The following is an 18200-nucleotide window of genomic DNA, read 5'->3' on the forward strand; positions in this document are numbered from 1 at the left end:
CAAAGGGGGACGGTTGGAATGGATGTCAGTACGTCTGACGGGTCAAAGCATTTGATTGTCTGCCGCTGTGAGGAAGTGAGCCTTGCACAGCTAGAGGAGGCGTGCCGTGAAGGAATGGATACGGTGCGGCAGCTAAAGATGGCAACTCGGGTGACGATGGGTGCCTGCCAGGGCAGAGTATGCCGTCAGGTGGTGGAATCGTGGTTTTACAGCCAGTATCCTGCTGCCCGCCGGGAGGCGGAGCTGTTATCGCAAAGGCCTCCGGTGCGTCCGGTCACATTCGGCCAGCTTGCGGATGGAGGTTCCCTATGAGCGATTTGCGGATTGTAAATCACCCGATTCTGGGGCCCAAGTCTGCACGGCGGCAGGTGTCCTTCACCTTCGACGGGCGTCCCATGCAGGGGCTGGCCGGAGAACCGCTGGCGGCGGCGCTGCTGGCGGGTGGTGTCCGCCTGCTGAGAAGACATGAGGAATCCGGCACGCCCAGGGGCATTTATTGCGCAATCGGGCACTGCAGCGAATGCCGTTTGACAGTTCATCCATTAGGTACCGTCCGCTCCTGTCTGACAAAGCTGGAGGAGGGCATGATCGTGGAAAGCGGGCGACAGCTTTCGAATGAAATTACGGGGAGAATGGTGACATGAGTAACAGAGTGCAGCTCATCGTCATTGGAGCGGGCCCGGCCGGGCTGTCCGCTGCGGCAGCGGCTGCCGAGCACGGAATGCGGGTCACGGTGCTGGATGAATTTACAGAGCCGGGCGGGCGTATGCCCGGGCAGTATCATGAGGAGGGTGGCAAAAGCTGGTGGGTCGGAAAGCACGTTGCAGATCAGCTGATTGCCCGCTGCAGGGACCTGAGGGTGGACATCCGCTGCGGCGTAGCTGTGCATGGCATGGAATACACGGCTGCATGGGGGATTTTCACCTCCTGCGGATTATTCACCGCGGATTACGTGCTTCTGGCGACAGGGGCCGCCGAAGCCCACGTTCCGCTGGAGGGCTGGACACTGCCTGGCGTCATGTCAATTGGAGCAGCGCAGGTGCTGACCAACGTTCATTATGTCAAGCCGGGGGAACGCGGCATTATTGTCGGCATGAACGTGTTATCCATGGCAATTGCCCGCGAGTTGTCCGTCGCCGGGGTCAGGATTGCTGCGATTGCGCTGCCGTGCGCCAATCCGCTGGCAGGCGCGGCGGCCACTCCGATAGCGGCCGTGAAGCAGCTGCTGCAGCTCTCGGAGCTCGCTCCCGCCGTCTGGATGCGCACAGGCGGCAGGCTGGCGGCGGCGCTGCGGATGGAGGGCCTCATCGCGCGCTGCTATCCCCACAGAGGTTTTCGCCTGTGGGATATTCCCATCCGTTTGCGGACGGCGGTGCTGTCCGTGAACGGGCGGGACCGGGTCGAGTCCGTGACACTGGTCCGGGTTAAACCGGACGGCTCGCCCATTCCCGGCAGCGAGCGTATCGAGCCCGCCGACTTCGTGGCACTGAGCGGCGGATTGTATCCGCTTGCCGAGCTTGCGGCGGTGGCGGGCTGCAAATTCGTCTACAGCCCGGGGCTTGGCGGGCATGTTCCACTGCATAGTGAACGGATGGAAACCACGCTCAAGGGGCTGTATGTTGCCGGAAATATTACCGGTATTGAAAGCGGGCTGGTCGCTATGGCACAGGGCCGTCTGGCCGCCGCTTCCATGATTCATGCCGCCGGCCTTGCGGGAGCCGATGGGGAACGGCAGGTACAGGAGGCGATCCGTGAGGTTCATACTGCCCGTGAAAATGCGCTCATTCAGTTTCATCCCGGCATCACGGAGGCGAGAACGCAGCTGTATCGGCAATGGGAGCAGGCTTCAGGCGGCGCATATCAGCACTCGCGAAACTGAAAAAGCTTTTTTCTTTGCTAACAGTTGTCATAGCGCTTATTTGGCCGGAAAAACGCAGCTTTCTTTACTAACGGTTATATGCGCGCTTATTCAGGAGAGATAGCCTCTTTGCTTACGAAAAACGGGAAATAAGCTCGATGGCAATCGTTACATCTTATACCCCCCCGTTTTTACCCAAATAGCGTCGCTTGCAACCGTTAGAGTTTTTGTGTTTTTATACGAATTTGCACTTATCCCCTGGTCAAGCACCGATTTCGGCTTTGAGCCTAAAAAGGAGGAACAGAAGCATGGCGGTAAAAGTAAAGGCCCGCATGCAGGCCAGACCATTCGCGTTAAACGAGGTGAAACTGGGCGAAGGCCCATTCAAACATGCCATGGAGCTTAACCGCTCCTACCTGCTGGAACTTGAGCCTGACCGCCTGCTGGCGCGCTTTCGTGAATATGCCGGACTTGCGCCCAAAGCGCCTCAATATGAAGGCTGGGAGGCCATGTCTATTTCCGGCCATACCTTGGGGCACTATTTGTCGGCTTGCTCCATGATGTATGCCTCGACAGCCGATGAACGGTTTAAAGAAATCACGCATTACATTGCGGATGAGCTGGAGCTTTGTCAAACAGCCGATGGTGACGGATATGTGTCCGGTATTCCGGGAGGAAAAGAGCTTTTTGCAGAGGTATCTGTGGGAAATATCCGCTCCAAGGGCTTTGATCTGAACGGTGCGTGGGCTCCCCTCTATACGCTTCATAAGCTGTTCGCCGGTTTGCGCGATGCGTATCATTTGACGGACTGTGACAAGGCACTGGAGATCGAACGCAAGCTGGCTGACTGGCTTGGCGGCATTTTGGGGCCGCTGACGGAAGAACAGATGCAGCAGGTGATGTTTTGCGAATATGGGGGGATGAACGAGGTATTGGCGGACCTGTATGCGGATACCGGAGAGGAAAGTTATTTACGGCTGGCGGAGAAATTCTGGCACAGACTGGTGCTCGATCCGCTGAGCTCGCAGGAAGATTGCCTTCAGGGCATTCACGCCAATACGCAAATTCCGAAGCTGATCGGGCTTGCCAAGGAGTATGAGCTGACCGATGATCCGAAACGCCGGGCGACGGCGGAGTTTTTTTGGGAGCGGGTGGTGGAGCATCATTCGTATGTCAGTGGCGGCAACAGCTTTGGCGAATATTTTGGTGCGCCGGACAGTTTGAATGACCGTATCGGGCCCCATACGACGGAAACGTGCAACACCTATAATATGCTCAAACTGACCAACCATCTGTTTCAATGGAACGGCTCCGCCAGGGAAGCGGATTTTTATGAACGGGCTTTGTTTAACCATATTTTAGCCTCACAGGACCCTGTGCACGGGGGCGTAACGTATTTTCTGTCGCTGGCCATGGGCGGACACAAGCATTTTGAAAGCAAGTTTGACGATTTTACGTGCTGTGTCGGCACAGGGATGGAAAACCATGCGAGCTACGGCAGCGGCATTTATTTTCATAATCATGACAAGCTGTATGTCAACCAGTTTATAGCGTCCACATTGGAATGGAAAGAAGCGGGAATCACGTTAAAGCAGAGCACCTCTTACCCGGAAACGGATCATGCCAAGCTGGAAATTCAATGTGATCAGCCTGTCCCCATGACCCTGCTCATTCGTTATCCGTATTGGGCTCTTCAAGGCATAACCCTGCGTGTAAACGGCAAAGAACAGGAGATCGTGCCGGAGCCGGGCAGCTTCATTCCTATCGCAAGAACATGGCTTGACGGGGATACTGTAGAGGTGACGATACCCATGTCGCTGAGATTGGAGGCGATGCCCGATAATCCGGGCCGGGCGGCGGTTATGTACGGACCGCTGGTGCTGGCGGGCGACCTCGGTCCGATCGATGATCCAAAGGCCAGGGATTTTCTCTACACTCCGGTACTCATTCCACAAACGGAGGAACTTGAGACCTGGATTCAACCGGTGGAGGGGAAAACGAACACATTCAGCATTTCCGGGGCAGGACATCCGCGGGATGTGGAATTATCTCCTTTATATAAAATGCATGACCGCACGTATTCCGTATATTGGGACATTTTTACGAAGGAAGGGTGGCAGGAGGCGGAAAAGGAATACACTGCCGCACGTGAAAAGCTGGCCATTCTGGAGCAGTGCACCCTTGATTTTGCCCAGCCTGGGGAAATGCAGCCTGAGCGGGATCATAACTTCCAGGGCGATGCTTCAACCCGTACCGGATATGTGAATAACCGGCCTTACCGGAATGCGGGCATTGACGGCTGGTTTTCCTTTGATTTGAAAACCGATCCGACCATACCGATGCTGCTCGTCATTACCTACACTGCTGCACTGGAAATGCCCAACTGCGGATTTGATATTTTGGTGAACGGCCATCCGCTTGAGCAGTTTAGTGAAGGCTTTGATGAAGCCGACAAGTTTTACAACATTCATGCCGAAATTCCAGCTGCCTATCTGGAGGGTAAGGAACAGGCGACAGTGACCTTCAAGGCCAAGCCCTGCCAGCGTGTCCGCAGATTGTTCGGGCTGAGAATGGTCAATAAGGATGTGTATGAGCGGCTGTATCAGGCAGATAGTTAGGGATGGAATAAAGAACGAAGATACTTATGCAGAATGCCGGAGGAAGAATGATTCATTAATGGTTTTATAAATTGTCCGGGAAGGACGAGGGCGGCAGCTCCTTCCCGGATATGATCTTTTAGCAGTGAGACGACTCTTGACCTCTGCGGGTGCGCAATTTTCTATAGTGACTGCAGCTGCCAGCCCATTAATGACTTTGTCCTGTACTCATCGCCCCGCTTGAAGCGGAATCGGAGCCGGACTGATCGCTGCTTGCGCTGTTATTCGCTTTAAACTCCTTCAGCTCGGATTTTACGTCCTGGGCTGCACTAACGGCCTCGTCCTTCGCTTCTTTTACAACCTCGATCGACTCCTTGACGACTTCCACGGCCTCACGGCCTTTCTCCGTAATTTCCCGCCCTTTTTCGTTATATTCAGGGCCTTTCTCCTTGATCAGCTCCAGCAGATTGACGAGGGTGGTCCGCATATCTCTTCCGTTCTTCGGTGCCAGCAGCGCGCCGACCCCTGCGCCAACCAAGGCTCCTGCTAAGATCCCGTATACCATTTTTTTAGTTTGGTCTTCCATGTTCATCTCTCCCATCTGTGGTAATATCGATGTCCTTGTACTGTAATTACCCAGCCTTCGGGCTTTTATCCCACACGATTGCATGAAAAATAGCGGCAAACCAAGACTTGAAATGAGTACCTGACTGCTGCCGCTGTTTTATATTTTGTATTCAATCAACCAGCAATCCCGATATTCTCCCTCGTGAAGCTCGCGTTTGGGAAGAAGCCGGACTTTCCTAAAGCCGCATTTCGCATAACATCTTAAGGCTCTTTCATTGCTGGCCTGAGGGTCCATGACGACCCGGTCCGCTTTTTTGTGATCAACTAAAAATTGAAGCATAGAGGAAACAAGCAGGGTGCCGATTCCTTTGTTCCAATAATCCGGCTCGCCTATGAACTGGTCTGTTCCATAGATCGTTCCATCCTTATCGGAATACCCGTATGCTTGTCTTGTCTCATCGTCTAAATTGGTAGTATTGTATGTATCGTAGATATCAAGAACCTTACAGGCTTTCCAATTGATCAGGCAGCGTTGTCCAATGATCCTCAATCCAGTGCATTTCCTCAACAAATCGATGGAGCAAGGCTCTGATCTCGCCTTCCAAACGAACCTCTGTCCGAAGCCACCAAATGGATTCGACCAGATAAAGCATGTACATAGCGCGGGAGATCATGCCGTAGGGCACTTCCAGATGCTCGCGGTATCCATTCAAAAATGCCTGTGCAGCTTCCCTGTTAATCGCGCCATTTCGTAGAGCTCCCGACAAGACTGCACGAGCAATATCGATTTCCTGATACGCCGTTGTCATTCTATCAAAATCCACAATGGCGGTCAGTCCTTGTGGATTCAGCAGGATGTTATCCACCCACAGATCCCAGTGCAGCCACCCCGCCGGACAAGATTCGAGCATTCGGAAATCCATGGCTTCAATAACCTGCCGCGACCGGCTGAGCCATTCCAATACAATCTCATCTCCAGCCGCCTGCGCTTTTTCACGGTTTTCTCGCCACCCTTTGAGGTAGAGTTCTTTGTCAGGCTTCCAGGCAGGCTTGTTCAGTGGTGGTACGGATCGCAGCCATTTATGCATTTTGCCTGCAGCTTCCCCCAATTGGTACATTTGTGTTGTATTCAAAGATCCGGCCTCGGCGGTATACCCGTCAGTCCACTCCAGTATGGTATATAATAAGCCTGACGGTGTTTCCTGAATATAATGACCATTCTGCTGAAAAACCTTCGGGCACGGGACTCCGGCTCCATTCAGTCCATGCTGAATCCGGAGCGTCTTCTCGATCGCGATTCTTCGCTCGGGACGTGTATTCAATTTGTAACGATCCGGATGATAATACTTGATAAACCTTGGCCCCTGGTCTGTTACCATTTTCCATTTGATGTTAAGCCAGCCCTTGTCAATCACTGCTGCTTCGCTCACGGAGAGACCGAATGCGTCCTTAAGATGAGCCGCAATTTCGGCCGCCAGGCTCACTTTTGTATCTTCAGGCATCGCAACGATCCTTTCAATTTATTATTCAATCCGGTCATGCTGTTTCAGAATCGCCTTTATGTGCCTCCGCCCTCGCTATGCTCTTTTTTGTCCAGGGCGGCGCATCGGGATGATTCATAATCTCGTCGGCCGTCATCCACAGTACCTCGTCAACCTCGTCGGGGCTTTTGCAGTGTGCAGTCCCTTGGCTGTACTCGCAGAGGAAAACAACGTTGATTACTGGCCGCCCATCATCTAAAACAAAGGACGAGCTATATAGAAATTGAACATTCTCCGTAACTTCAATGCCCACTTCCTCAGAAATTTCCCTTCTGACCGTCCTTTCAAGAATTTCCGTTGAGGCACCTTCCAAATCAACCTTGCCGCCGACCAGGGAAAGGGTGCCGCCTGCATGCTCCTCTTTGCTGCTTCGTTTGATAAGCAGCCACTTGCCTTGATGGAAGATAGCACCCTCGACGTTTACAATAAACATGTTTTCCCCTCCTGCATATGTCAATATAAGAATGCTCCTCAGTCTTTATCGATTCTTTTCGAAGATTGAGGAGCTTCTCGCTTTATTCCTTTTCACCATGTGCTTCCAGAAATCCTCTTCAACGTCCAAGTTAACATTCAAAGAAGGAATAATTTCTGCTTCCATATCAGCAGGCTCACTACGAAGCAGTGCCTCTTAGCTTACTAGGCTGCCAGTTCGCCAGAAATATGCCAATCAGGATTAGCCCGCCGCCCCAGTATACATTTGCATAAACCATTTCGCCCAGCAGCAGCCATCCGGATAGCACTCCAAAAAAAGGCGCCAAAAACAGAAACGCGCTCGTTCTGCCCGGCTCTCCTTGCTGCAGCAGGTAATACCAGACCGCGAACTGAACGATGGAGCCCAGTACTGCCAGGTACAAAATAATCCCGATAGATTGCATGTTGATTACCAAGTGAGGAGCCTCTATAAGCATTCCCAGCACAATTAGCACGATTCCCCCACACAGCATTTGATAGGCTGTCAGCACCCATATGTTCATTTCGCCGCCCCAATGTTTAACCAGAAGTGTTGCGATAGCCCAGCATACCGCTGATCCCAGTCCCAGCCACGTCCCTGTCTGCAGCTGCATTTGGAATCCGAGTGTAACGATCACACCGACCAATCCGATGATGACCCCGGCCCACTGGGATAATCGATAGTGTGTCCGGAAAATGATCGTTCCGAAAATGATGACCAGCAGCGGATTAATAAACGTAAGAATGGCAGACTCACCTGCCGTAATCGTTCTAAGGCTGAGAAAGATGCAGCCCATAACTAGCGCCGTTTGGAATAAACCGATCGTTCCGATTTTGAACCAGGCCTTTGCCGAAGAAGGGGACGGCTTATTCCGTACCCAAACAGCCATCAGCAGGCCCGCAAGCGTAAAACGTATGCCAGCAAGCAGCAGCGGAGAAGCGTAGCTCAGACCCATTTTCCCGAACGTAAAAGAGCTTCCCATCAGTGCGGTGGCCAGGATGACTAGCAAAATAAACATAATTGGTTTCATGATAACCTCCTATATATGTTTTCAGGAATGGACTTATGGTAGCATGGATATAGTTCGGTTAAAGTCGAAGTGTGAATGTACGAATGGAGGATGCAGCAATGGAGGTAACGCCCAATACCGTAAAGGTGGCTGAGCTGATCGGAGACACCTCACGTATAACCATGCTTATTCGCCTGATTGGCGGAAAAGCCATCCCTGCCACGGAGCTGGCCCACGCCGCGGGAATTTCGCCCCAGACAGCCAGCACTCACCTTGCCAAGCTGGTGGAAGGAGGACTTCTCACCTATGAGATGCATGGGCGGCATAAATATTTTCGCCTGGCGAGCAGCGAGGTGGCGTTAGCCCTGGAATCCCTGCAAGCCATAGCGCCGCAAAAGCAGGTCCGCTCATTGAGGGAATCCGACCAATTGAAGGCGCTTCATTACGCCCGAACCTGTTATGACCATCTTGCAGGCAGGATTGGTGTCGCTCTGAACGATCGGCTGCATGAGCTCAAGTGGATCGAGGAAGCGGGAGCGGACTATCAGCTGACTGCGGAAGGACGGCATTTTCTGCAGGATTTCGGCATTGATTTTGAGCTGTGTCATAAAAAACGCCGGCGCTTTGCCCGGCCATGTCTGGATTGGAGCGAACGCCGCTATCATCTGGCCGGGAGTCTGGGGGCAGCCTTGACGGGGCGGCTATTCGAGCTGGAATGGATCCGGCGTCTGCCTGACGGAAGGGCCGTTCTGGTGACAGAGACGGGGATAAAGGGTTTGGAAGACGTGTTTGGCATAAAGCTTAATGCTTGAGTTATTGGAGAGATGAGATGCGGGTTTACTTTTGACAAACGACAGGTTCCTTCGGATTTTCCGGGTTGTGAAGTGAACTGCTCAGGCCATGTTTGTATTTGGCATCATCGGGTAACTATATGTAAGAGGCAGGGCCGCAGGTAAAATGTGGGCTTTTGCAGAGGAAAGCACAGGAGCAGCCGCTCGAATACATGTAGAAGGAGGGAATTGCAATGGAATTTCAATCCGAAGACAAACTTCGCAACAAGCTGAATAAAGACGGAGATTCCCTGATGGAGCAAAAGAAAATGGAGAATGGTCAGGATATCGAGCCTGAAGCCGAAGAGTGGGTTGCGAAAACGACACCGGGGATCAGTGACGATCAAAACTCTGAAAAATAAGAGGAGAATGTTCACGGTTCTTTAGTTTAAGACAGATTGTCCTTAACGGGCATCTGTCTTTCTTATTGTTCAGATGCTCGCCGACCATTCCAACCATCAGGCCTACATTTTATGGATTAAAAAAATGTGCAGTTCGGGATAGTAAGCGGACTACAGAAATCCGTGCTGCTTCGCATAATTGCCCCAATGCGGTTTTCTGCCGTCCACATCCACAAATCCATATTCATCGGACAGATCCCAGCTCGCGAGGGTTCGGCCCGACTTGCTCATGATATCCGGGTCAGCGGCAAGTGCGGCAATTCCCTGCTGCTCTTGTCTGATGCGCTCGAACAGGGCTTTCACCTGCTCTTCCCTGGTATGGTCCACCTGTACGGGAATCCCTCTTCCGCCGCGTGCGTTAATCATATCCGCGGTATCTTCAATCGTCTCCGGGCGGTTCAGATCGGAAGCCTGTCCCCGTATGCTGCGGCCCGTGCAGTATACCGTCGCACCTGCGGCTCCCAGCGTAACGGCGATGGTTCTTCCCGCCCCGCGCGTTGCACCTGCGACGACGGCTATTTTGCCCTGTAATGGTTTCGTCATGATTATACCTCCTGTCAAGGTTAGCTAAATGTGATCACAAGACCAGCTTATCCTTAAAATAAGACATCTTCTGTCGTGATTATTTGCTAAAATAAAATCATAAACCTGATGGAGGTGAAAGCGAATGCGGGCGGACCGTTTACTGCATATTTTGCTGCTGCTGCAGAATCAGGGCAGACTGACCACCCGGCAGCTGGCCGGACAGCTTGAAGTATCGGAACGGACAATTGCAAGAGATATGGAAGCACTCAGCATGGCCGGTATCCCTGTATATGCCGAAAGAGGAGCTCATGGGGGGTGGCGCTTGTCTGAACAATACCGGACCCGTCTCACCGGCATGAAGCCGGATGAGCTGGTTTCCCTGTTCATATCCGGTCAGGAAAAGGCACTGGAGGATCTGGGGATTCGCAGACACTTTGATTCCGCAATACAGAAGTTGTTATCCTCCGCTCCGGACACGGTGCGGCACAGCGCGGAAGACGTACGGGCCAGGCTGCATATCGATGGGGCGGGCTGGCATCAGGCGGATGAGCAGTGTCCATGTCTGCCGGTGATTCAGGAAGCTGTATGGGAAGAACGGCTGCTGTCCATTACGTATATGCGTGGCGAAGAGGCTGAAGAGCGGACCGTATCTCCGCTCGGTCTTGTAGCCAAACGCGGTGTCTGGTACCTGGTGGCGGCAACGGAGCACGGGATGCGAACGTTTCGTATTTCCCGTCTGGCTGCTGCCGAGATGAAGGAGGAATCTTTTGAACGGCCTCCCGGATTTCAATTGGCGCAATACTGGGAGCAATCCATGGCGGACTTCAAAGCGGCTCTGCCGCGTTACCCGGCAAAGCTTCGTTTTCAAGAGGGGCTGCTTGACGGGTTGTCCCGTACACGGTATGTAAAGCTGCTGCATATGGTACAGACAGGGCAGGAGATTGAGGCAGAGGTTGAATTCAACACCATGGAGTCCGCCTGCGGGATTATTCTCGGATTTGGCCCCGGCATGGAAGTGCTGGAGCCGCAGGAGTTAAGAAGCCGGGTGAGGGAGCAGGCGGCAGCCATTGCCGCTTTATATAGATAACGTTAATAGGAGGTAGTATGAAAGGAAAAGAGGTTGTTTTCAGAGTCAAGGGTCCTATTAATTTTAATATTTTGCTAGGTTTTCTTATCCTTGGGGTCGTTAACTCGTTTAATCTTTATAACAATGTCGAATATGGAGGGATTGCAGGAATAGACTACCTTATTATCGCATCGTTAGGTTTGTTCTGCGTCGTCTGGCTTGCTGCCGCTGTAAGGGCGTTGACCGGCCCAAGAACCTTGAGGCTTGACGACGGCTCAGTTACTTTAGGCAAAAAAAAGATACAAAGCAGCGAGATTAAAGAGATTATTATCCATCAGGATCATTGGGGGCTGGTGACTGTCGGAATTCTGCCGAAAGGCAAAAAAATCGTTCATGTACATTGGTCCTTCAGATTGATAGATGACAGAGTAGGCAGTCTCAAAGCTCTTGATACATGGGCCGCAAGCAACAATGTGGACGTGGGATGGGGGCGGTTTACAAGTTGGCTTTGAAATCTGGTGATCCTATAAAGATACTACTTCAGCGGGTTTGCCCCCACTGTACGATCCTTGGTAGAATGGCAGTGGGAAGTACAAATTCGTGACAGAGGGTGTATAATGGAAAACTGGATTACGTCATTTATGGAGCAATACGGTTATTTTGGAATCTTTCTGATGATTGCCTTTGAAAATGTATTTCCGCCCATACCATCAGAGGTAATACTGACATTTGGCGGATTTATGACCACGAACTCCGATTTAACGGTGCCTGGAGTGATAGCGGCGGCTACCGCGGGGTCGGTGGTCGGAGCAATTATTCTGTATGGCATTGGCCGTATATTGAGCGTTGAGAGAATGGAAGCAATCGTTGACAAATGGGGGCATATTCTTCGTGTCAAAAAGCAGGATATACATAAGGCAGATGCCTGGTTTGATAAATACGGGCCGTGGACGGTGCTGTTTTGCCGCATGGTGCCGCTGATCCGCAGTCTTATCTCCATACCGGCAGGCATGTCGGGCATGAATTTCTGGGTGTTCCTCGTGTTCACTACGATCGGCACGTTAATATGGAACATTTTCCTCGTTAGTGTTGGAGCTGCGCTGGGAGATTCCTGGGAGAGCATTCTGGCTTACATGGATGTGTACTCGGAGATTACCTACGCCGTTATCGCAATCGCCGTTATTATATTTATTATTTATTGGATCCGCAGAAGCCGGAAAAATTGATTCTATAATTGCAAGAAGCACTTCTGCTAAGCGCCGTCTGGCTTTTTGGATGTACGTCGATAGATGTTTTACTTAGAGCTAAAATTAAGGGTTCCTGATTCGGTTACAGCCGGGCTGTGCCGGAAGAACGGAACCTTTTCTATATTAATGACATGAATATCTAAAGGAGAGACTGATTATGTATGAAGCTTCTGACATAATACACCTGGCTGAGCAGTTTGTAAAGGAGCAGCTGCAGCACGACAGCAGCGGCCACGATTGGTGGCATGCATACCGGGTCAAGCAGACAGCCGCAACCATTGCAGAACGGGAAGGGGCTGATCTGCAGATCTGTATTCTGGCTGCGCTGCTGCATGATGTGGCAGACCCGAAGCTGAATCCTTCCAAGGAAGAAGGGCTGCGCAAGGTGGAGACTTGGCTTCAAGCAGAGGGAGTACCCGTCCAGGCAAGGGACCACATTCTTGAGATTATAGCCACCATGTCCTACAGTGGAGGGAACCGTCCGCCAATGCAAACGCTGGAAGGACGGGTCGTACAGGATGCCGACCGTCTGGACGCCATCGGCGCGATTGGCATTGGACGGGCTTTCGCCTATGGCGGGTCAAGGGGACGCCTGATGTATGATCCTGGAGAGAGCGTCCGTGAATTTCAATCCGAGGAGGAGTACAGGACTCATCAGGGCACGACAATCCATCATTTTGATGAAAAGCTGCTGAAGCTGAAGGAACTCATGAATACGGAAAGCGGGCGGGAGCTGGCTGAGGAGCGGCATCAGTTCATGCTGGAATTTCTGGACCGTTTTCATAAAGAATGGGAGGGAAGATAATACGAATCATTTCATGGATAAGCGGCCAGCCGACGGGAGCCAGAAAGCTGTACGACAGCTTCGGCTTCCGTCAGCTGGAAGATAGACGTGGGCTGCGGTCCGGACAGCTTTTGACCAGGAGAAGTGCGGGCTGCGGCTTTTGCCGGATTCGTTAGTTGGAGATTACGCTCTCCCGCCACCGTCTACCGGCAGAACGACGCCTGTTACGAAAGAGGCGCGATCGCTCAATAGCCAGGCAGCCGCTTGCGCAATCTCATGAGGATCAGCAGCACGTCTAAGAGGCGTCAATGAGTTGCTTTTTTCAATAATTTCCGGCTCTTGGGCAACCCATTGCTCGATCATCTGAGTCATGGTGGTGCCAGGTGCAATAGCGTTTACCCGGATGCCTGCAGGCCCGTATTCAATGGCTGCCGTCTCGGTCAGACTATTAACAGCCCGTTTGGCGGCTGCGTATGCAGACAACCCCGGGGTACCTCTGAAGCTGCCCACGCTGCTGTTATTGACAATGGCGCCGGTACCTGCAGTATTAAGTATAGCTTGGATTTCCGCTTTCATTGCGACCCAGATTCCTTTGTAATTTACTGCATGCAGAAGGTCGAAATCATCTTCTTTAACCTCTGTAATAGGCGATACGGGAATTGCAATTCCGGCATTATTGAATGCGATATCCAGGCGGCCGTGACGCTCAACGGTCGTTTGAATGGCTCGTTCGATGCTGGCGGAATCGGCCAGATCAGCTACAATGTAATCGGCTTTACCGCCTTTCGCGATAATTTCCTCTACTACGGAGCGCAGAGTTGCTTCAGTTCTTGCGACGAGTGTAACCTTCGCTCCTTCTTCTGCAAATAGTTTGGCTGCTGCTGCCCCGATGCCGCGGCTGGCACCTGTAACCAGGGCTACCTTATTGCTAAGCATTCCCTCAGAATTGTTGTTTTTGTGCTGAGTTGCTGTTTGCATGGTTTGTCTCCTTTAAAATCAGTAATGGTTTGAAAGGCTTCAAACTTGGTTGAAGTCATTTCTACGCTTGAGTATAATTTTCTAATGCACTTATGACGAGAGGCTGCTTGATCATAGGTTTCCGAGTAATAGGATAAGGAGGGGGAGAAATGAATGATAGCGAGCGTCGCTCGGCTCTCGGTGATTTTTTGCGTAAACGGAGGTCCAGTCTTTCTCCAGATGATGTAGGATTGCCGGTGGGCACTCGCCGCCGGACAGCCGGATTACGGCGGGAAGAGGTCGCCCAGCTGGCGAATATCGGCACATCCTGGTATATATGGCTGGAGCAGGGACGGGATGTACACCCTTCAGTACAAGTACTGGAAAGTCTTGCTAAGGCACTCAGGCTTAGTCCCAATGAACGGCGCCATCTTTTTTTTCTTGCAGGAGAATCACTTCCTCCTTCCTTGTCTTCTCATGAAGAAAGTATCGGGTCAGCATTTCAAAAAATGCTGGATGACCTTACTCCGAATCCTGCATATGTCTTGGGAAGACGCTGGGATTTTGTGGCATGGAATGATGCTGCAAATGAGGTTTTCTCTATTTCCTCAGCATCCCCGCCCCATGATTTTAATTTAATCTGGCGGTATTTCACCGACCCAGTATGGAAGGGGCGCTTCAAAGGTTTTGATCAAAAGGCTGCGGCAATCATTGCGGAATTCCATACTGCTGCAGCCCGCTACGTTGAAGATTCATCGTTTGCCGAATTAATTGAAGATCTTAAACGAGTAAGTCCTGAATTTGACCGGCTATGGCTGCAGCATGAAACTCCCGGCTCTCTTGAAGGATTTAAAGAAGTGCAGCATCCTGACATGGGGCATCTGGAGTTTGATCATATTACCCTGCAAATCCCCAATGACCCTGATATGAGAGTGATGATTTACATGCCTTTCGAAGCAACAAGATTAAAACTGGAAAAATATTTGACAAAGAGATCCCCCGCAAAAAGGTAAGGGATCTCTATATTTTTTAGATACAAATCGTATCAATATTTTCGTTAGTATGCTAATATGATCGTAAAAGGGATGTAATCGCTTTAATTTAAATGTTTTGTTATCAAAAAGGCTTTGGGGGAATGGGGATGAAGCCTGCATATAAGGCATTACATACGGATCAGGAGTTATTTGCGGCTGCGGTCACTCAAGCTAAGGTTGATGTAATTATGTCGATGAATAGCATATATAGTATTGTAGTCAACAGTGGTGGCAGTATAGAAAAATTTACTCCTGAAGCCGTAAAAATTAACGGCGGATTCTATTTCAGAGACCGGTTTGAATTCAGGGCAAAGGTATAGGCAACTTCCATTTCAGTGTGAGTTCAAAGAAGAGGGCAGAGTGCTGTCAGTACTACACTGGACAACACTTGTCACAAAATGTTGTTATTTAAAGGATCTTTCGGCCCTAATGAAAGCGATGAATCTTTTTGCTTCTTCAGGCGTCAATTCTTTACCATCAATAGTGAAGGAAAACTTCTCTAAAATCGTTTCATCCGATAACTCCAGGTTTTCAGAGAATTGCCGGATTTCAGCTTCGCCTGCAGGAATGAAATCATCGTCCCGCCCCAGCAGGTAATCAACCGATACTTGAAAGAAGTCAGCGATCTTACGAAGTGTATCAAAATCAGGTTTTCTTCTGTTCTTCTCATAATGAGATAAGGAGGCACGGGAGATTTCCAGCTGGGAGGCCAGCTCTTCTTGCGTCAGTTTTCGATTTTCCCTTAGTGCCGAAATTCGTTTACCGCAATTGTGCATAAATACAATCCCCTCAAATCTTTAAACATGTGATTAAGATTTACGACAAAATGAAAAAACACGCTTGACTCGATACGTGTCGTATCATATATTGTACAATATAATAAAAACAATACATAATGTATCAAAGAAAAGGGAGCTTATTCAATATCCGGAGGTGAGAAGGGGTGCTCAAGAAGTTTGCCGGACAACTGGTTCCAACACAGCAAGTATCCTTTGCAGTTGAAGTATGTCTTCAGCAAGAGGAGATCATACTGTCTGTCACCCATAAGCAGGTTTGTTCGAAATCTGTATCCGCCCCGAGTCGAGAGCTAAACCATCGACCGCTTGCAATGGAGCACTCTTCATCATGTCAGCATAATACGGCTGAGGCTCTTAAAGCGGATCGAACTTCTGTTTATGCGAAAGTAATTGAGGCATACGAAACAGCAAGCTCTTTTCCGAATACCAATTCTCCACATATGACGGTAAGAACATGAACGGCATCCACACGTAAATAAGATACACTTTATAATACCATATTTGAAGGGTACTTTGCACTATCAATTAGCATTGCATGTGTTTTTTGTATCTCTGAATATATTACATATGAGGCTGGGTGAAGAAGTGAGCGCGATAAACGGTATTCTTAGCTTTAATGGATCCATGATTAACAACAGCGAGGCTGATGCGCTAATGCAGGCTTTGCAAAAATACCCCGCCGATCAAATCAGCACATGGTTTGGCAGGGCAATTTTTCTTGGTTGTCATGCTCAATGGATTACACCTGAATCCGTTCATGAAGTATTGCCTTATTATGATGCTGAACGAAAGCTTGCGATCACTGCAGATGCCATCATTGACAACCGTACCGAACTGTTTGATTTGCTGCAAGTACCGTATGAACGTCGTGTGAAGATGGCCGACAGTGAACTGATTTTGCTTGCTTACCAAAAGTGGGATGAAGAAGCGCCAAAGTATTTGGTCGGTGATTTTGCTTTTATGATTTGGGATGAAAGGCAGGATAAGCTCTTCGGCGCGCGAGATTTTTCCGGGGCCCGCACACTTTATTTTTACCGGGACCATCATCGATTCGCTTTCTCTACCCTGATCCGGCCGTTATTAGCGCTTCCTTATGTTCATAAGGGGCTTAACGAGCAATGGATTGCCGAATTTCTGGCGATTCCCGTCACCACCGACGCGGTGGATACAGCATCGACGGTCTATAAGCAAATAGAACAAGTATCTCCTTCTCATACGATAACTGTAATAAACGGCAAAGTCATCTTACGAAGATATTGCACTATAGCGGAGGGGAACAAGTTAAAGCTGTCGTCGAACGGGGAGTATGAAGAAGCGTTTCGTGAAGTATTTCGCAATGCCGTACAGTCGCGAATTCGGACTCACCGCGCGGTAGGCGCTCAATTAAGCGGGGGGCTGGATTCAGGTTCGGTTGCAAGCTTTGCCGCCAGGGCATTGCGAGACGAGGATAAACATCTGCATACCTTCAGTTATGTTCCTGTTGACGACTTTGAGGATTGGACGTCCAAAAGAAGAGTAGCTAACGAGAAGCCATATATCCAATCCACAGTACATTATGTAGGGAATATTACGGACCATTATTTGGATTTTAAAGGAAAAAGCCCGCTGTCAGAAGTGGACGATTGGCTGGAAACATTGGAGATGCCTTACAAGTTCTTTGAGAACTCCTTTTGGATTAAGGGCATATACGAGTCAGCCCAACAACAAGGGATAGGTATTCTATTAAACGGTCAAAGAGGCAATTGGACGATATCCTGGGGTCCGCCTTTAGACTATATGGCGATTTTGCTCAGGAAGATGAGATGGACTCGATTATACCGTGAATTGCGACTGCACAGCAAAGTCGCAGGTACCAGACGATTGCGGCTGCTTCCCGTTATTGGCAGGAAGGCATTCCCGTTTGTTCAACATCTCGCCTGGAACAAGGATGATCCGTTCCCATCCCTGATTAACCCGGAGCTTGCCAGAACAACAAATGTTTTTGATAGATTGCGGCAGCACGATATTGATATAACCGGTACCTATCTTGCAGGTGCATACGAATACAGAAAGAGGCAATTTGAGAAACTCTATTTCTGGAACATTAACGGGACATTCGGAACCAAGCTATCCTTGCGGTACTCCATGTGGGAACGCGATCCCACCAATGATTTGCGGGTGATCAAGTTCTGTTTGTCAGTACCGGAAGAACAATTCGTCCAGGATGGCGTCAACAGATCCCTCATCCGCAGGTCTATGAAAAATTACTTGCCTGATGATGTAAGAATGAACCTAAGGATTCGCGGTGTACAAGGCGCGGATGGAATTCACCGAATGAAACCGTCCTGGGATCTATTCATGGAAGAACTGCAGCAGCTTGGTTCTGATCGAGAATTATCCCATTTCATTAATTTGCAGTTCTTAAGAGAAGCCATTTCAAAATTAAAAACCGTACCGCAAACCAACTATATATTCGACGCTGACTTTAAAATCATCATGCGCAGCTTGATATTTTACCGATTTCTTAAGAAATTTGCGTGATTTTGCAGTACGGGAG

Annotated in this window: 22 protein-coding genes; 14 read left to right on the forward strand and 8 right to left on the reverse strand. The window is 50.2% G+C overall.

Annotation, left to right across the window (positions count from 1 at the left end):
• The first annotated feature begins 18 nt into the window (after positions 1–18).
• From ACE5KN_RS06510 to ACE5KN_RS06525, 4 genes are all read left to right on the forward strand, one after another.
• Positions 19–312 (forward strand): (2Fe-2S)-binding protein, encoded by a 294-nt coding sequence (locus tag ACE5KN_RS06510; RefSeq protein WP_375524546.1) that lies wholly within the window; start codon positions 19–21, stop codon positions 310–312.
• A complete protein-coding gene (locus ACE5KN_RS06515) occupies positions 309–644 on the forward strand; it encodes a (2Fe-2S)-binding protein (RefSeq protein ID WP_375524547.1) in 336 nt (111 codons plus the stop codon). Before ACE5KN_RS06510 ends, ACE5KN_RS06515 begins: the two co-directional genes overlap by 4 nt.
• On the forward strand, positions 641–1879 hold the full coding sequence (locus tag ACE5KN_RS06520; protein WP_375524548.1) for an FAD-dependent oxidoreductase: 1239 nt from the start codon (positions 641–643) through the stop codon (positions 1877–1879). The genes ACE5KN_RS06515 and ACE5KN_RS06520 overlap by 4 nt, the downstream gene beginning before the upstream one ends.
• A 287-nt stretch (positions 1880–2166) precedes the next feature.
• On the forward strand, positions 2167–4476 hold the full coding sequence (locus tag ACE5KN_RS06525) for a glycoside hydrolase family 127 protein (RefSeq protein ID WP_375524549.1): 2310 nt from the start codon (positions 2167–2169) through the stop codon (positions 4474–4476).
• A 187-nt stretch (positions 4477–4663) separates the two neighbouring features.
• Here the strand turns inward: ACE5KN_RS06525 and ACE5KN_RS06530 are convergent, their stop codons facing one another.
• The 5 genes from ACE5KN_RS06530 to ACE5KN_RS06550 all read right to left on the reverse strand — a co-directional run bounded on the left by ACE5KN_RS06530 (position 4664) and on the right by ACE5KN_RS06550 (position 8044).
• Positions 4664–5041, reverse strand: coding sequence for a YtxH domain-containing protein (locus tag ACE5KN_RS06530; RefSeq protein ID WP_375524550.1), 378 nt, complete (start codon positions 5039–5041; stop codon positions 4664–4666).
• A 138-nt stretch (positions 5042–5179) separates the two neighbouring features.
• A complete protein-coding gene (locus ACE5KN_RS06535) occupies positions 5180–5572 on the reverse strand; it encodes a GNAT family N-acetyltransferase (protein ID WP_375533054.1) in 393 nt (130 codons plus the stop codon).
• Positions 5526–6524, reverse strand: a complete 999-nt coding sequence (locus ACE5KN_RS06540; RefSeq protein ID WP_375524552.1) for a phosphotransferase enzyme family protein — start codon at positions 6522–6524, stop codon at positions 5526–5528. Before ACE5KN_RS06540 ends, ACE5KN_RS06535 begins: the two co-directional genes overlap by 47 nt.
• Positions 6525–6558: 34 nt before the next feature.
• On the reverse strand, positions 6559–6996 hold the full coding sequence (locus tag ACE5KN_RS06545; protein WP_375524553.1) for an NUDIX hydrolase: 438 nt from the start codon (positions 6994–6996) through the stop codon (positions 6559–6561).
• Positions 6997–7174: 178 nt separating this feature from the next.
• Positions 7175–8044: a DMT family transporter gene (locus ACE5KN_RS06550; RefSeq protein WP_375524554.1), complete on the reverse strand. Its 870-nt coding sequence runs from the start codon at positions 8042–8044 to the stop codon at positions 7175–7177.
• A gap of 98 nt (positions 8045–8142) precedes the next feature.
• On the opposite strand from ACE5KN_RS06550, the gene ACE5KN_RS06555 reads away from it, so the two are divergent.
• Positions 8143–8835 (forward strand): ArsR/SmtB family transcription factor, encoded by a 693-nt coding sequence (locus tag ACE5KN_RS06555; protein WP_375524555.1) that lies wholly within the window; start codon positions 8143–8145, stop codon positions 8833–8835.
• 212 nt (positions 8836–9047) lie between these two features.
• Complete coding sequence (locus tag ACE5KN_RS06560; protein ID WP_375524556.1) at positions 9048–9215, forward strand: hypothetical protein; 168 nt, start codon at positions 9048–9050, stop codon at positions 9213–9215.
• Positions 9216–9365: 150 nt separating this feature from the next.
• Here the strand turns inward: ACE5KN_RS06560 and ACE5KN_RS06565 are convergent, their stop codons facing one another.
• Positions 9366–9797 carry an SDR family NAD(P)-dependent oxidoreductase gene (locus ACE5KN_RS06565; RefSeq protein ID WP_375524557.1) on the reverse strand — a complete coding sequence of 144 codons (432 nt, stop codon included), beginning with the start codon at positions 9795–9797 and terminating at the stop codon, positions 9366–9368.
• A gap of 124 nt (positions 9798–9921) precedes the next feature.
• Here ACE5KN_RS06565 and ACE5KN_RS06570 point away from each other — a divergent pair, with 124 nt between their 5' ends.
• The 5 genes from ACE5KN_RS06570 to ACE5KN_RS06590 all read left to right on the forward strand — a co-directional run bounded on the left by ACE5KN_RS06570 (position 9922) and on the right by ACE5KN_RS06590 (position 13052).
• Complete coding sequence (locus tag ACE5KN_RS06570; RefSeq protein ID WP_375524558.1) at positions 9922–10866, forward strand: helix-turn-helix transcriptional regulator; 945 nt, start codon at positions 9922–9924, stop codon at positions 10864–10866.
• A gap of 17 nt (positions 10867–10883) precedes the next feature.
• Positions 10884–11357 (forward strand): hypothetical protein, encoded by a 474-nt coding sequence (locus ACE5KN_RS06575; RefSeq protein WP_375524559.1) that lies wholly within the window; start codon positions 10884–10886, stop codon positions 11355–11357.
• Between the two features lie 105 nt (positions 11358–11462).
• Positions 11463–12071 carry a DedA family protein gene (locus ACE5KN_RS06580; protein WP_375524560.1) on the forward strand — a complete coding sequence of 203 codons (609 nt, stop codon included), beginning with the start codon at positions 11463–11465 and terminating at the stop codon, positions 12069–12071.
• A gap of 178 nt (positions 12072–12249) precedes the next feature.
• Positions 12250–12897, forward strand: a complete 648-nt coding sequence (locus ACE5KN_RS06585; RefSeq protein WP_375524561.1) for an HD domain-containing protein — start codon at positions 12250–12252, stop codon at positions 12895–12897.
• Positions 12882–13052, forward strand: a complete 171-nt coding sequence (locus ACE5KN_RS06590; RefSeq protein WP_375524562.1) for a hypothetical protein — start codon at positions 12882–12884, stop codon at positions 13050–13052. The genes ACE5KN_RS06585 and ACE5KN_RS06590 overlap by 16 nt, the downstream gene beginning before the upstream one ends.
• 7 nt (positions 13053–13059) lie before the next feature.
• Here ACE5KN_RS06590 and ACE5KN_RS06595 read toward each other — a convergent pair whose 3' ends face one another.
• Positions 13060–13812: an SDR family NAD(P)-dependent oxidoreductase gene (locus ACE5KN_RS06595; protein WP_375533055.1), complete on the reverse strand. Its 753-nt coding sequence runs from the start codon at positions 13810–13812 to the stop codon at positions 13060–13062.
• Positions 13813–14003: 191 nt separating this feature from the next.
• On the opposite strand from ACE5KN_RS06595, the gene ACE5KN_RS06600 reads away from it, so the two are divergent.
• Together ACE5KN_RS06600 and ACE5KN_RS06605 are read left to right on the forward strand one after the other, a co-directional pair.
• Positions 14004–14846: a helix-turn-helix transcriptional regulator gene (locus ACE5KN_RS06600; protein WP_375524564.1), complete on the forward strand. Its 843-nt coding sequence runs from the start codon at positions 14004–14006 to the stop codon at positions 14844–14846.
• A 128-nt stretch (positions 14847–14974) separates the two neighbouring features.
• Positions 14975–15187: a hypothetical protein gene (locus ACE5KN_RS06605; protein WP_375533056.1), complete on the forward strand. Its 213-nt coding sequence runs from the start codon at positions 14975–14977 to the stop codon at positions 15185–15187.
• An 84-nt stretch (positions 15188–15271) separates the two neighbouring features.
• On the opposite strand, the gene ACE5KN_RS06610 is transcribed toward ACE5KN_RS06605, so the two are convergent.
• Complete coding sequence (locus ACE5KN_RS06610; RefSeq protein ID WP_375524566.1) at positions 15272–15643, reverse strand: helix-turn-helix domain-containing protein; 372 nt, start codon at positions 15641–15643, stop codon at positions 15272–15274.
• Between the two features lie 606 nt (positions 15644–16249).
• Here ACE5KN_RS06610 and ACE5KN_RS06615 point away from each other — a divergent pair.
• Positions 16250–18184 carry an asparagine synthase-related protein gene (locus tag ACE5KN_RS06615; protein WP_375524567.1) on the forward strand — a complete coding sequence of 645 codons (1935 nt, stop codon included), beginning with the start codon at positions 16250–16252 and terminating at the stop codon, positions 18182–18184.
• Positions 18185–18200: the final 16 nt, after the last annotated feature.

Origin of the sequence: Paenibacillus terreus (genome assembly GCF_042138595.1) — a bacterium.
GTDB lineage: Bacteria > Bacillota > Bacilli > Paenibacillales > Paenibacillaceae > Paenibacillus > Paenibacillus terreus.